The sequence below is a fragment of the Streptomyces sp. NPDC002577 genome (assembly GCF_053594815.1).
Window position 1 is genome coordinate 36,389 of record NZ_JBSFWK010000009.1, and the last position, 12,876, is coordinate 49,264.

At 72.1% G+C, this 12,876-nt stretch carries 12 protein-coding genes; 11 read left to right on the top strand and 1 reads right to left on the bottom strand.

The genetic code is table 11. From position 1 onward, the window contains the following. Positions 1-24: 24 nt before the first annotated feature. From ACWD4J_RS15055 to ACWD4J_RS15080, 6 genes are read left to right on the top strand one after another with little or no spacing between them, the layout of a single operon-like run. Entirely contained in the window at positions 25-1,431 is a 1,407-nt protein-coding gene (locus tag ACWD4J_RS15055; RefSeq protein WP_451395800.1) for a condensation domain-containing protein, read from the top strand. Next, entirely contained in the window at positions 1,424-1,693 is a 270-nt protein-coding gene (locus ACWD4J_RS15060; RefSeq protein ID WP_451395801.1) for a phosphopantetheine-binding protein, read from the top strand. Before ACWD4J_RS15055 ends, ACWD4J_RS15060 begins: the two co-directional genes overlap by 8 nt. Then, positions 1,690-3,060: a class I adenylate-forming enzyme family protein gene (locus ACWD4J_RS15065; RefSeq protein WP_451395802.1), complete on the top strand. Its 1,371-nt coding sequence runs from the start codon at positions 1,690-1,692 to the stop codon at positions 3,058-3,060. The genes ACWD4J_RS15060 and ACWD4J_RS15065 overlap by 4 nt, the downstream gene beginning before the upstream one ends. Continuing rightward, a complete protein-coding gene (locus ACWD4J_RS15070; protein WP_451395803.1) occupies positions 3,057-3,593 on the top strand; it encodes a hypothetical protein in 537 nt (178 codons plus the stop codon). The genes ACWD4J_RS15065 and ACWD4J_RS15070 overlap by 4 nt, the downstream gene beginning before the upstream one ends. Next, positions 3,593-4,771 (top strand): 4-hydroxybenzoate 3-monooxygenase, encoded by a 1,179-nt coding sequence (locus ACWD4J_RS15075; protein ID WP_451395804.1) that lies wholly within the window; start codon positions 3,593-3,595, stop codon positions 4,769-4,771. The genes ACWD4J_RS15070 and ACWD4J_RS15075 overlap by 1 nt, the downstream gene beginning before the upstream one ends. Then, a complete protein-coding gene (locus ACWD4J_RS15080) occupies positions 4,768-5,691 on the top strand; it encodes an alpha/beta hydrolase fold domain-containing protein (protein ID WP_451395805.1) in 924 nt (307 codons plus the stop codon). Before ACWD4J_RS15075 ends, ACWD4J_RS15080 begins: the two co-directional genes overlap by 4 nt. On the opposite strand, the gene ACWD4J_RS15085 is transcribed toward ACWD4J_RS15080, so the two are convergent. After that, the gene (locus ACWD4J_RS15085; RefSeq protein WP_451395806.1) at positions 5,681-6,937 is read right to left on the bottom strand and encodes a pyridoxal phosphate-dependent aminotransferase; all 1,257 of its coding nucleotides are present in this window, start codon (positions 6,935-6,937) and stop codon (positions 5,681-5,683) included. The genes ACWD4J_RS15080 and ACWD4J_RS15085 overlap by 11 nt on opposite strands. Positions 6,938-7,871: 934 nt before the next feature. Between ACWD4J_RS15085 and ACWD4J_RS15090 the strand changes: the two genes are divergently transcribed. The 5 genes from ACWD4J_RS15090 to pyrE all read left to right on the top strand — a co-directional run bounded on the left by ACWD4J_RS15090 (position 7,872) and on the right by pyrE (position 12,740). Then, positions 7,872-8,390 (top strand): DUF2617 family protein, encoded by a 519-nt coding sequence (locus tag ACWD4J_RS15090; protein ID WP_451395807.1) that lies wholly within the window; start codon positions 7,872-7,874, stop codon positions 8,388-8,390. A gap of 178 nt (positions 8,391-8,568) precedes the next feature. Continuing rightward, positions 8,569-10,218, top strand: coding sequence for a polyamine aminopropyltransferase (locus ACWD4J_RS15095; RefSeq protein WP_451395808.1), 1,650 nt, complete (start codon positions 8,569-8,571; stop codon positions 10,216-10,218). Between the two features lie 121 nt (positions 10,219-10,339). Beyond that, positions 10,340-11,119: an SRPBCC domain-containing protein gene (locus ACWD4J_RS15100; protein WP_451395809.1), complete on the top strand. Its 780-nt coding sequence runs from the start codon at positions 10,340-10,342 to the stop codon at positions 11,117-11,119. A gap of 273 nt (positions 11,120-11,392) precedes the next feature. Beyond that, positions 11,393-12,181, top strand: a complete 789-nt coding sequence (locus tag ACWD4J_RS15105; protein WP_451395810.1) for an aldose epimerase family protein — start codon at positions 11,393-11,395, stop codon at positions 12,179-12,181. A gap of 10 nt (positions 12,182-12,191) precedes the next feature. Beyond that, positions 12,192-12,740 (top strand): orotate phosphoribosyltransferase, encoded by a 549-nt coding sequence (gene pyrE / locus ACWD4J_RS15110; RefSeq protein WP_451395811.1) that lies wholly within the window; start codon positions 12,192-12,194, stop codon positions 12,738-12,740. The last annotated feature ends 136 nt before the right edge of the window (positions 12,741-12,876 follow it).

Genomic DNA, 12,876 nt, shown 5'->3' on the forward strand with positions numbered 1-12,876 from the left:
CAGTGAGTGAGGACTGGTACTCGCATGAGACGTACCCGGCAGCACCGTGTCGCCTTCCGGGGCGAGCACGCCGGCAGCCATCCGCTCGCCTGGGCGCAAGCGTGGGTGCTCGACGAGATCGAGGGCGACGGCACCTCGGCGCCGCAGAACTACAACGTGCGGATGCACGCCCCGCTCGAACCCGGCACCACCCTGAGCGGCGCCCTCGACGCCGTGCGCCGGGTGGTGGAGCGGCACGAGGCGCTGCGTACGCACTATCCGGCGGCGGCCGCGGACGCCCGGCGGATGCAGGTGGTACGGGCCGAAGGCGCCCTGACCGTGGTGGAGTTCGACTGCCCGGCCGACGAGGTCGCGGCGGTCACCGGACAGGTCTCCGAGCAGATCGCACTGCCGCTGTTCGGGCCCGACGAACTGCCGCTGCGCACCGCCCTGGTCTGCGTCGACGGGACGCCGCGGCGGGTGGTGCTCGCCCTGCACCACGTCAGCGCGGACGGGCTCGCAGCCGGGATCGTCTGCGAGGAGATCCGGCGGCTGAGCCTCGATCCGGGGGCCGAGCTGCCGCCCGTGCGCCAGCCGCGTGAGATCGCCGCGCACGAGCAGACCCCCGCACAGCAGCGGCACGCCGAGCGCGCCGACGCCTACCACCGCAGACAGCTGGAGGCCGCCCGCTCGGCCCGGCTGGCCCCGGGCACCCCCGACGCGTCGGGCGGATATCCGTACCGGCAGTGGGCGCTCAACTCTCGTGCGGTGGCCGCCGCGTGCCACCGGCTCGCCCGGCACCACGGTGTCTCCGCGGGCGCGGTGCTGCTCGCCGCGTACGCCAAGGTGCTCGACGACCGCTCGCCCGTCGGCAGCCGCACCCTCAGCCTGGTCAGCGGGAACCGGGACCACCCCGAGACCCGGCTCACGGTCACCAATCTCCATCAGCGCACCGCGGTCACCGTCGACACGGGCCACGACGACTTCGGCGCGCTGTGCCGGCAGGCCGGAGCGGCCTGTCTGCGCGCCTACCGCTACGGGCGCTTCGACCCGGTCCGCCAGGCGCGCGCGGTCGACGACGAGCGGCGGCGACGGGTGGGCGACTTCGCCCTGCCCTACGTGGTGAATCTGCGGATCGTGGGCCCGGGCGACCTGTATCCGGGCGCCCCGAACGGGGCCCGCGCGGGGCTCGACTCCCATGCCGGGATCACCCGCGAGGAACTGCGGAAGCTGCCGGACGCAAGCGAGTTCTTCGCCCTGCACGGGACGGCACCGCAGAAATGCGACGAGTTGAAGTTCGACATCTGGGAGCTGTCGGACACGGCCCGGATGACGTTGGGCACCGACACCGCCGATCTCACCGGCGACGACCTGCGCGACGTCCTTCAGCGATTCGAAATGGTTCTGACGACTGCGGCGTGTGCCGAGGACGTGGAGTACGCGGATGAGTGACCAGGAGAAGGTGACCCAGAACGTCCTGGAGCGGCTGCGCCTGCTGCTGCCCGAGCTCGACGGTGTCGCACCGGAGGCTGTCGGCCGCCTGGCCGACCGGCCCGGATTCGACTCGCTGGCCCTGCTGGAACTGCTGTCGTGGCTCGAGGAGGAGTACGGCCTGGAGATCGACGACGAGAAGCTCGCCTTCGAGAACTTCGACTCCCTGGACAAGATCGTCGGCTTTGTGGCGGCGGCCGGCGGGACGGAGGGCGACGGATGAGCCTGTTCGCGGCCGTCCGCGCCGCAGCGGGGGACGGCGCCCGGCCGGCCCTCGTGGCCCAGCGCCGGACCTGGACCTACGCGCAGCTGCTCGGGCACGCCGAGCGTCTCGCGGACCACCTGGGCCGGCACCGTGCGCCGGGCCCCGACCTGATCGCCGCCCATGTCGCGGGCCCGGCCGCCCGCGCGGTGGTGAGCCTGGCCTGTGATCTCGCCGGGCTTCCCGTCCTGCACGGCGATCCGGCGGCGGCACCGTCCCACCCGGGCGTCGTGGTGCGCGACGACTCGTCGTCCGGAACCGCCTGGGACCCGGACGGCGAGCTGCCGCTGTGGTTCGAGCGGGCACCCGAGCGGCCGGTGCCGCCGGGGATCGCGGACGGGGCCCAGATCTTCCTGACGTCCGGCTCGACCGGAACGCCGACCGGGGTGGTGCGCCCCGCCTCCGTGGTCCTCGCCGACTGCCGCCGCATCGGGGCGTTCATGCGGTACGGGACCGGGGTGCCGGTGTCGGTCAGCACCCCCGTCTTCCATCCCTACGGATTCACGTACGGGCTCCTCGCGCCGCTGCTGCACGGGGCCGTGGCCCGCTTCACCCCGCCCAGGTCGACCCTGTCGTCGCTGGTGCGCGCCGTGCGGGAGCACGACGCGGACTCCCTGGTCACCCTGCCGTTCCACTGCGGGCTGCTCGCGACGTCCGCCCGCACCCCCGAACTGCCGCGGCTGCGGCGGGCGGTGTCCTCCGGGGCGCCGCTGCCCACCGACACGGCAAGGGCCCTGGCGGAGCGCTTCGACTTCGCCCTGCACAACGGATACGGGTCGTCGGAGACCGGCGCGATCTCCCTGGTCCGGGTCGGACCGGATTTCTCGGAGGGGGACGTGGGCACGCTGCTGCCCGGCCTCGACGCCAGAGCCGTGCCGGTCGAAGGGGTGGACTTCGGGGGAGAGCTGCTGCTGCTCACGGACTCCCTGGCCGTCGGCTACCTCGGCCAGGACGGCGTCGTACCGCTGGAGCAGACGCAGGGCTGGTACCGCACCGGTGATCTGGCGTTCGTCGAGGACCGGCGGATCCGGCTCACGGGGCGGCTGCGCAACCTCATCAACGTGGCGGGCAAGAAGGTCAGCCCGCTGGAGATCGAACGCGTCGTGGCCGCTCACCCGGCCGTGTCGGAGGTGCAGGTGCTCGCCGTCGCGGACGCCTCACGGGGGCAGGTGCCGATGGCCCGGGTGGTGGCCGCGGGCGCGGTCACCGAGGAGGACATCGTGGCCTGGTGCCGATCTCGACTGACGAGTCATCAACTCCCGAGGAGGGTCGAGTTCGTGGCCGAGCTCGCCCGCTCCGCGACCGGAAAGGTGCTCAAGGGCGTATGACACAGAGCCAGGTGGCGGTCCTGCCGCCCGTGACCCGGATGCTCCTGGAGAGCGAGGGGTCCACCACCGTGCTGCTCGAATCCCTGGTCGGGGTCCAGGTCGAGCTGACCGTCCACGGCCAGGAGCCGGTCGCCGCCGGCGGCCTGGCCGACGAGGTGAGGCGCACGCTGCGGGTGTCGGACGGGGAGCGGTGCGTCGTGCGGCGCTCGTCGCTCGTGGTCCCGGGCGAGGAGCCGATCAGCGTCAACGAGGTCGTCTTCCGGGAGGGTTCGGTTCCCTGGCTGACCCGGTCGGTCGAGGACGCCCCCATCGGACGTCAGTTACGGGGCCGCGGGACCCTGCAGTTCCGCACCCTGCTGGCGCACGGCCTCGACCGGTGGCCGCTGTCGGACGCCGGGGCCGCGTGCGCGTACAAGAAGTACGTCATCCACTGCGACGACGGCGCCGAACTCTACGTCCACGAGCGCTTCAACCCCCGCTACGTCCCCCTGTCCGAGGCGGCCCCCGATGCCGCACCATCACGGAGGAAATGATGCGCACCACGGTTGGCATCGTCGGCGGCGGTCCGGCGGGGCTGCTGTTGGCCCGGCTGCTGCACCGCGCGGGCATCGACTGCGTCGTCCTGGAGGCGCGGGACCGGGACTACGTGGAGCGGCGGCAGCGCGCGGGCACCCTGGAGTGGGCCAGTGTGGAGCTGCTGCGGGAGTGCGGGGCGGGCGCCCGCATGGACGCCGAGGGCTTAGTGCACCGGGGCATCCAGTTACGCTTCGACCGCGGCCGGCACCGCATGGACTTCCCGGCGCTGACCGGCGGTCGGACGGTGATGACGTACCCGCAGACCGAGATCGTCAAGGACCTCATCGCGCTCCAGCTGGCCGACGGCGCACCGCTGCTGTTCGACGCGCAGGTGCTCGAAGTGGAGGGCGCCGACACCCCGGCGCCGCGGCTGAGGTTCCGGCACGAGGGCCGGGAGCAGACCCTGGAGTGCGACTACGTCGTGGGCTGCGACGGCTTCCACGGCGTGGTCAGGAACTGCGTGCCCGAGGACGTGGGCCGGGTCTTCGAGCGGACCTACCCGTACTCCTGGCTGGGCATCCTGGCGGCCGTCCCGCCCTCCGGGCACGAGCTGATCTACGCCCACTCGCCGCGCGGCTTCGCCCTGCACAGCATGCGCCCGCCGTCGGTCACCCGGCTCTACCTCCAGGTGCCGCCGGGCACCCAGCCCGACGACTGGCCCGACGAACGCATCTGGAAGGAGCTGGACGAGCGCCTCGCCGTCGACGACGGCGACTGGGAGCTGCAGCACGGCCCCATCACCGCCAAGTCGGTGGTGCCGATGCGCAGCTACGTCTTCGAGCCGATGCGGTACGGGAACGTCTTCCTGGCCGGCGACGCGGCCCACATCGTGCCGCCGACCGGGGCCAAGGGCCTCAACCTCGCGTTCGCGGACGTCGCCGTGCTCGCCCGGGCCCTGGACGCATGGGCGCGTACCGGCTCGGCCGAGTTGCTGGAGAGCTACTCCGAGACGTGTCTGCGCAGGGTGTGGCAGACGGAGCACTTCTCGTGGTTCATGACCACGATGATGCACACGGACCCGGCGCACTCCGATTTCGACGCGAGGATCCAGCTGGCACAGCTGCGCCGCCTCGTGTCCTCGCCGACGGCCGAGACCGAACTCGCCCTGAACTACACCGGGTTGCCCATCGGATGAGCGGGCAGGCCGTTGCACGGACACCGCTGCTCGACCTCGCGTACGCGCCGCCGGACGTGCCCGGCGGCGCGGGGCGGCTGCTCGACCTGCATCTGCCGCCGGGGCCCGGCCCGTTCCCCGTGGTGCTCTGGTCGCACGGGTCGGGCTGGCTGGCGGACAACGGCAGGGACGGCACCGACGAGGTCGCCGCGCAGCTGGTCCCCAGGGGCATCGCGGTGGCAGGCGTCGCGGTGCGCTCCAGCGACCACGCGCGATTCCCCGGCCAGCTGCACGACCTTGCCGCGGCCGTCCGGTACCTGGCCGGTCCGGCGGCCGTCCGGCACGGCCTGGACCCCGGCCGGTTCGCCGTGATGGGGGAGTCGTCCGGCGGCTGGCTCGCTCTGATGGCGGCGTTCACCGGGGCCGGGCGGGCCGGGGCACCGCGGGCGGCGGTGGCCTTCTACCCGCCCACGGATCTGCTGAGCATGGACGCCCAGGCGCCACCGGTCGCGGGCCGGGCGCTGGCCCGCTGGTCAGGGGGCCGCTTCAGCAGCCACGCCGACCCGTCGTCCCCGGAGTCCCGGCTGCTCGGCGGCCCGCTCACCACTCTGCCGGACCTGGCGCGCCGGGCGAGCCCGCTGCACCGTCTCGGGCCGGACAGCCCGCCGGTGCTGCTGCTGCACGGGGAACGCGACCCGCTCGTCCCCTACGGCCAGAGCCTGTCGCTGCTGCGGGCCGCGCGGCGCCACCGGCGCCAGGTGGACCTGGTTGGACTGCCGCGCGGGGGACACGGCCAGTGGCGTTCCTTCCTGGCCGGGTCCGGCGCGGCCGACGGCGCCCGCCGCTACTCGTCGCTCGACGGCGCGGCGGACGACGGCCGCCCGGTGGAACCGACGTGGGCTGTCGTCGCCGCTTTCCTCCACGACGCGTTCAGCCGGTGAGCGCCAGCCGCCCGAGCCTGCCGACGGCTTCCACCAGCACATCCTTGCGCTTGCAGAACGCAAAACGGACAAAGGGTGCACCCGCGGCCCGGTGGTCGTAGAACACGGCATTGGGGATGGCGACCACCCCGGCGCGCTCCGGCAGCGACCGGCAGAACGCGAAGCCGTCGGACTCGCCGAGCGGCCGGATGTCGGTCGTCACGAAGTACGTGCCGGCCGGCCGGTAGACCGCGAACCCGGCCTCCGCCAGCCCCTCGCTCAGCAGGTCGCGCTTGGCCTGCATGTCGTGGCGGAAGCTCTCGAAGTACGAGTCGGGCAGCGCAAGTGCCTCGGCCACCGCGTACTGGAACGGGCCCGACGAGACGTACGTCAGGAACTGCTTGGCCGAGCGGACCGCGCCGACCAGCTCCGGCGACCCCGTCACCCAGCCGACCTTCCAGCCGGTGAACGAGAACGTCTTCCCGCTGCTGCCGATGGTGACCGTCCGCTCCCGCATGCCCGGGAACGTGGCGAGCGGGATGTGCTCGGCGTCGTCGAAGACCAGATGCTCGTACACCTCGTCCGTGACCACGAGGAGATCGCGCTCCACGGCCAGCTCCGCGATCGCGGAGAGCTCCTCGCGGGTGAGCACCGTGCCCGTCGGGTTGTGCGGGGTGTTGATCAGCAGCAGGCGCGTGCGGTCGGTGACCGCGTCGCGCATCTCGTCGAGGTCCAGCCGGAACCGCCGGTGCACCTCGCCGCCGTCGCCCTCGGTGCCCTCGTGCGGGCGCAGCGTGACGGGCACGCGGGTGCCGCCGGCCATCGCGATGCACGCGGCGTAGGAGTCGTAGTACGGCTCGAGCGCCACCACCTCGTCGCCGGGCTCGACCAGCGCCAGCAGCGATGCCGCGATCGCCTCCGTCGCGCCTGCCGTGACGAGGACCTCGGTGTCGGGGTCGTACGACAGCCCGTGCCGGCGCTGCTGGTGCGCGGCGATCGCCTGGCGCAGCTCGGGCACGCCCGGGCCCGGCGGGTACTGGTTGCCGCGCCCGTCGCGCAGCGCCCTGACCGCGGCCTCGCGGACCTCCTCCGGGCCGTCGGTGTCGGGGAAGCCCTGGCCGAGGTTGATCGAGCCGGTCCGTACGGCGAGCGCGGACATCTCCGCGAAGATCGTCGTACCGAACTCGGCCAGGCGGCGGTTGAGCAGCGGGCGCCGCTCCGCCCCGGACGCCGGGGAGGAGCCGAAAGAGGAGGTCATGGCCGCCATCCTGCGCCGAACCTCTGGACTTCCTCAACTCTGCTTTGGTCCCGCGAGGCCGGGGGCATCCCCCTGCCACGCGGGAAGCGAGGGTCCACGGGGGGCCTGCTTCGGGGGAACGAAAGGAGGGATGAAGCCATGGAAACAGGCATCATCCTGGCGGCAGTGGTCGCCTTCGCGATCGTCCTGATGCTGGTGGCAGCGACGAAGAACGACAACAGGAGGAACGTCCGGAAGGCCGGACGAAGCTCGCGTTCGCGGCGTTCGTCGGACGGCGGCTGGTGGGCCGGCGGCGGTGACTCGGGTGGGTCTGCGTCGTGCGGCAGCAGTTCGTCCTGCAGCGGCTCGTCGTGCGGAGGTGGCTCCTCGTGCGGGGGCGGTTCCTCGTGCGGCGGTGGCGGCGGCTGCGGAGGCGGCTCCTGAGGGGGCCGGTCATCGCACGGGGTCACTGGAGCGCGCTACACCGAAGTGGGGAGGTGTGCGACGCTCGGCGACTGGAGCGCGCTACAGCGAAGTGCGGAGACGGGGGCGCGCGGTGACTGGAGCGCGCTACCCCTCCGCACGTGACACATCAGTCCGTACGACGCAGGTTCGCCATCGGAAGCGGCCCGGCCTGCCTGGCAGAACTCCGCCCGCAGGGCAAGTCCCCTGCGGGCGCAGTGCAGTTGAACAGGTGAGCAGTGGGGCCCTCGCGCGGATGGAAAGCTTGCCAAGTTGGGTAAAAGCGCTGTGACACTGCTGTTGTTCATGATTTCCTTTTAACCGTCAACATAGTCGCTCTTAACAGTCAACACAGCTTTCCGTGACCGTCAACGCGCCTGGGAACAACTCGTGGGCGCGAGCCGGCTCACCCGATCGCCCGGTGGCCGACCGGGCCGATCTCCTGGTGTCTTCCGGGGGCGCGCCGGCCTCCCCCTTTTTGCGTGTTATGCGGAGCCCCCCCATGCTCACCACCCTCCACACCGCCTATACCGACACGCGTGCGGCCGACCTCGCCTGGGCCCTCGGAAGGGAGCCGCTCCCCGCGCTCGCCACTCTCGATGTCGACCTTCCGGGGGCCAACCTGCAGCTGAGGCTCCTCGGTGCGTCCCACCAAGTGCTCCTGGAGGAGGAGCAGGGCACCTGCTCGGAGACCGTCGCCTGTATCCCGGGCAGCAGCACGCCGCTGCCGCTCGGAGTCGCCAAGCGCGTCGGCGAGTGGGAGTACGAGTTCGCGGCGCGCGTCGAGACGCTCTCGCCGGGCTCCTTCGCAGGCCGCGCGCAGGAGCTTCTGGCGCTGGTCGCCGACCATCCGAACGGTCTGGCGGGCGTCTTCCCCGGCAGCCCCTATGCGTTCACCGCGATGCTGGCCCAGCGCCACGAGGGGCAGGTGCACTGGCGTACGTGGCATGCGTACCCGCAGGAGGGTCAGCTTGTGGCGACCCGTACACGCGTGGGTGTGAGGGTGCCGGCTGTGCTGTGAGCGCGCCGTCTTCGGTGCCCTGTGTCTGCTTTGCCGCTATCGCTCTGTTGTGTCCGTCTGGCATGAACGCCCTTCCGGGGAAGGCGCGTTGATGTATTGCCGAGTATGCGTTCGCCGCACCAGTTTCCACGCGTGTGGGTGACTGGATGCGGACGTTCGGTGACGTAGCGTTCGCAGCGTGGTCGATACGTCAGCCCGCGCCGCACCGACGGGCGCCCCGCCGTCCCGGGGCAGGGAGAAGCCGGCGCCCCTGCCCGTCCGCTCCGGGACGGGCAGGTTCCTCGTTCTCGTCGGTACCTTCGTCTGCGCGGCCTGTGGTCTCGTATACGAACTCGAACTGGTCGCCATCGCGACGTACTTGACAGGCGACTCGGTCACCCAGACCTCGGTCGTCGTGTCCGTGATGGTCTTCGCCATGGGTATCGGGTCGCTCGTCACCAAACGGCTGAGGCGCCGGGCGGCGGCCGGCTTCGGCGCGGTCGAGGCGGTGCTCGCGCTGGTCGGCGGGTGCAGCGCGATGGCGTTGTACGCGGTCTTCGCCTGGACCGGATCCCTGGGGGGAGCCTGGGCCGGCGGACCCCGATACCTGCTGGTGGCGTTCTCGCTGGTCATCGGTGTGCTCATCGGGGCCGAAGTGCCGCTGCTGATGGTGCTGATCCAGCGCATCCGGCGGCAGGACGCGGGGGGTGCGATCGCCGATCTCTTCGCCGCCGACTACGTGGGTGCGCTGATCGGCGGGCTCGCTTTCCCGTTCCTGCTCCTGCCCAGATACGGCCAGTTGACGGGTGCGCTGCTCACCGGCGCGGTCAACGTGCTCACGGGCGCCGCACTGGTCCTCGGCCTGTTCCGCGGGGACCTGTCGGTGCGCAGCCGGCGGGCGCTGATCGCCCTCAACGCGGCCGTGCTCGCTCTGCTCGTCACGGGCGTCGCCCTCGTCGACGACTTCGAGCATGCGGCGCGGGAGGCCATGTACGGCTCGCAGGTCAGGGCCGTCGTCCGGACCGACGAGCAGGAGATCGTTCTCACCGGTGGCAGGAACGGTTCTCTGGATCTCTTCTTCGACGGACGGCTGCAGATGAGCAGCCGCGACGAGCGCCGCTACCACGAGGCGCTGGTCCACCCCGCGATGAACGGCCCGCACGCGCGCGTGCTCATCCTCGGCGGAGGAGACGGCCTCGCGGCCCGCGAAGTGCTGCGGCACAGCGGGGTGCAGCGGGTCGACGTGGTCGAACTCGACGCCGGTGTCGTGCGGTTGGCGAGCACCGATGCTGCGCTCAGCGCGCTGAACAGGCATGTGTTCCGGGACCCTCGGGTGCACGTCATCGGCGGCGGTGCCTTCCAGCGGCTGCGCAGCATGGACCGTACGTACGACGTGGTGATCTCGGACCTGCCCGATCCCGCACTCACGAGGAGCGCGAAGCTCTACTCCCAGGAGTTCTACGGGCTGGTCTCGCGGGTGCTGGCGCATGACGGGCGGCTCGTGGTCCACGCGGGCTCCGCGAGCTCCCACCCGCGCGTCTTCTGGACGGTCGAGGCGACCGTCCGCTCCGCCGGGCTGCGGACCGCGCCGTACCGCGTGGAGGGGCGGCTCACCCGTTCCGGCTCCGTCTTCGACCGTGCGTCGAGCGGTGCGCGGGCGTCGCACGACTGGGCGTTCGTGCTGGCCGGCCATGAGCGGCCGGAGCCGGCGCTCGACCCGGCGGGGCCGTCGCCCGGCTCGATCAGCCAGGCCGTGCTGGACGCCGGCGCCCGCGAGCTCGGCCGGTCGCGGATCGCGGGGCTGCCGCCTTCGACGTTGGTGCATCCGCGGTACGGGGCGGGGAACTGAGGAGCAGGGTCCGCCGGCTGCTGCCCGCTGGTCTCGCTCGGTCGTGCTCAGGTCCGCAATGTGCGGGGCTTCTGCGCTGACGCTGGTACAAGGGGCGGTCGTCCTGAGTAGGCTCGGCGGCATGGAGCATGAGGTGTTCGTTCCGGTTGCGGTGGAGCCTCTGCGGGAGGTGCTGGGGGACCCCGTGCGGGTCGCCCGCGCGGTCCCCGGGCTCCAACAGGATGCGGGGGAGCCGCCCGTGTCCGGCCGCCTCAAGGTCCGCATCGGCGGCCATACGATCACGTACCGGGGTGCGCTGCGGATCGGCGGGCAGCCCGACGGGTCGTACGCCGTCGAGGGCGAGGCCACGGAGGCCCGTGGCACCGGTGGCGTCAAGATCGGCCTGCTGATCCGCCTCACCCCCGCTGACGGGGGTACGACGTTCGCCTTCACGGCGACCGCGACCGCGGACGGCCGTGCTGCCGAACTCAAGTCCGAGTCGGTGGAGTCGGGGGTGCGGCGGCTGCTGAACCGGTTCGCGGAGGGGCTGGCGGCCGGGGCGGGGGCAGAGGGGCCGGAGACGGCTGAGGACGCCCTCGCGGAGGCCGAGCCCGCGGAGGCCCCGGAGCCCGGGGCGTCGGTCTTCGAGACCGAGGTGCCGCCGTCGTCGCTGGATCCCTTCGCGGAGAACGAGGGGGCGCCGGGGGCGGAGCGTCCGGCGGAGGCCGCGCATGCGCGTCGGACGATGATCGGCCGCAGCGCGGAGGAGGTGGACCATGCGCCGCCGCGCGGGCGGTACGCGCCTGTGCCGGAGCCGGAGTCGATCTCCACGACGGCCACGCTGCGGTGGGTGGCACCGGCCGCGGCCCTCGTCGTCGCCTCGGCGATCGTGGTGGGCCGGGCGTTGCGGCGCCGCCGCTAGCGCCTCCGGCGGTTGCGGTGGTTCGCCTTCTGCCGGTGGGGCCGTCAGCACGTACGCGTCTGCGGGCCGGTGGGTGGTTCGCCACCTGCCGGTGCGTGGGTCGGGGCCGCGGCGGGATGTACTCCCCCAGTGCCTTAAGGGCCTGGGAGGTGCCCCCAGGTCTGGCGCCGAGCCGTACGTCGTTCGGGCGAGCCCACACTGTGCGCCAGACCTGTGCACAGGTAACACGTGGGCCCGACCCCCGGCGCCGGGACGGCGCGTAGGGTCGGCAACGTGAGTAGTGGAGAGATCACGCTGACCGCGGGCAACGCGGAGGTGACCGTGCAGCCCGCCAACGGCTGCCGACTCGGAAGTCTGCGAATCGACGGCATCGAATTGCTGCGCCAGGGCGCCCGCTACGGCTGCTTCCCCATGGTCCCGTGGTGCGGCCGGACCAGGAACGGCCGTTTCCGGGACGGCGCCGTCGTCCACCAGATGCCGCTCAACGCCGCACCGCACGCCATCCACGGCACGGCCCGCGACGGCAAGTGGCGCACGGGCCGCGTCGAGGAGTCGTCGGCCGTGTTCACGTACGACCTCACGGACCCCTGGCCGTATCCGGGCCGTGTCAGCCAGATCGTCGAGCTGGCAGAGGACGCGCTGACGCTCACCATGTCCGTCGAGACGTACGAGTCCACCTTCCCGGCCCAGGCCGGCTGGCACCCCTGGTTCAACCGCAATCTGGGCGGCGAGGACGTGCGCCTGGACTTCGCACCGGCGTGGCAGGAGGAGCGCGGCAGCGATCACATGCCGACCGGGCGGCGGATCGCGCAGCGGCCGGGCCCGTGGGACGACTGCTTCGGGATGCCCGACGGCGTCGACGTCACCCTGACCTGGCCCGGCCAGCTGGAGCTGAACGTCAAGAGCCGCGAGCAGTGGGTCGTCGTCTACGACGAGCAGAAGGAGGCCGTGTGCGTGGAGCCGCAGACCGGGCCGCCCGACGGCCTCAACTCGGACCCGCGCTTCATCACCCCCATCGAGCCGCTGGAGACGGCGACGACCTGGACCTGGCGGCGCCTTTAAGCTGACAGACATGAGTGACGTACGCGGCGCGCTGCTGCAGCAGATCAAGGACAAGGCCGTGGTGCACGGCAAGGTGACCCTCTCCTCGGGTCTGGAGGCCGACTACTACGTGGACCTGCGCCGGGTCACCCTTGACGGCGTCGCCGCTCCCCTGGTCGGTCAGGTCATGCTCGACCTGACCGCCGAGCTCGACTACGACGCGGTCGGCGGCCTCACCATGGGCGCCGACCCGGTCGCCGCGTCGATGCTGCACGCGGCCGCCGCCCGCGGTAAGACTCTGGACGCGTTCGTCGTGCGCAAGGCCGCCAAGGCCCACGGCATGCAGCGTCAGGTCGAGGGTCCGGAGATCAAGGGCCGGCGTGTCCTCGTGGTGGAGGACACGTCCACCACCGGCGGCTCGCCGCTCACCGCGGTCGAGGCCGTCCGCGCGGCCGGTGCCGAGGTGGTCGCCGTCGCGACGATCGTCGACCGCGCGACCGGCGCCGCCGAGAAGATCAGCGAGGGTGCCGGCGTGCCGTATCTCTTCGCCTTCTCGAAGGACGAGCTGGGGCTCGACTGAGGGCGGATCCGACCCGCCGCTACGGCTTGTGTGTAGTGGACGTCAATTTGTGACGCGGTGATCAGGGTCGGCGATTAGGTCTCTGACCTGCGGCTTTGCTGGAGGGCGGGGGGTTTCACGTGAAACCCCCCGCCCT

Excerpts from the sequence above, each read along its gene's own strand:
- ACWD4J_RS15090 (WP_451395807.1), top strand. The coding sequence starts at position 7,872 with ATGCTCACCACCCTCCACACCGCCTATACCGACACGCGTGCGGCCGAC.
- ACWD4J_RS15070 (WP_451395803.1), top strand. The coding sequence starts at position 3,057 with ATGACACAGAGCCAGGTGGCGGTCCTGCCGCCCGTGACCCGGATGCTC.
- ACWD4J_RS15080 (WP_451395805.1), top strand. The coding sequence starts at position 4,768 with ATGAGCGGGCAGGCCGTTGCACGGACACCGCTGCTCGACCTCGCGTAC.
- ACWD4J_RS15055 (WP_451395800.1), top strand. The coding sequence starts at position 25 with ATGAGACGTACCCGGCAGCACCGTGTCGCCTTCCGGGGCGAGCACGCC.
- ACWD4J_RS15065 (WP_451395802.1), top strand. The coding sequence starts at position 1,690 with ATGAGCCTGTTCGCGGCCGTCCGCGCCGCAGCGGGGGACGGCGCCCGG.
- ACWD4J_RS15100 (WP_451395809.1), top strand. The coding sequence starts at position 10,340 with ATGGAGCATGAGGTGTTCGTTCCGGTTGCGGTGGAGCCTCTGCGGGAG.
- pyrE (WP_451395811.1), top strand. The coding sequence starts at position 12,192 with ATGAGTGACGTACGCGGCGCGCTGCTGCAGCAGATCAAGGACAAGGCC.
- ACWD4J_RS15085 (WP_451395806.1), bottom strand. The coding sequence starts at position 6,937 with ATGGCGGCCATGACCTCCTCTTTCGGCTCCTCCCCGGCGTCCGGGGCG.
- ACWD4J_RS15075 (WP_451395804.1), top strand. The coding sequence starts at position 3,593 with ATGCGCACCACGGTTGGCATCGTCGGCGGCGGTCCGGCGGGGCTGCTG.
- ACWD4J_RS15060 (WP_451395801.1), top strand. The coding sequence starts at position 1,424 with ATGAGTGACCAGGAGAAGGTGACCCAGAACGTCCTGGAGCGGCTGCGC.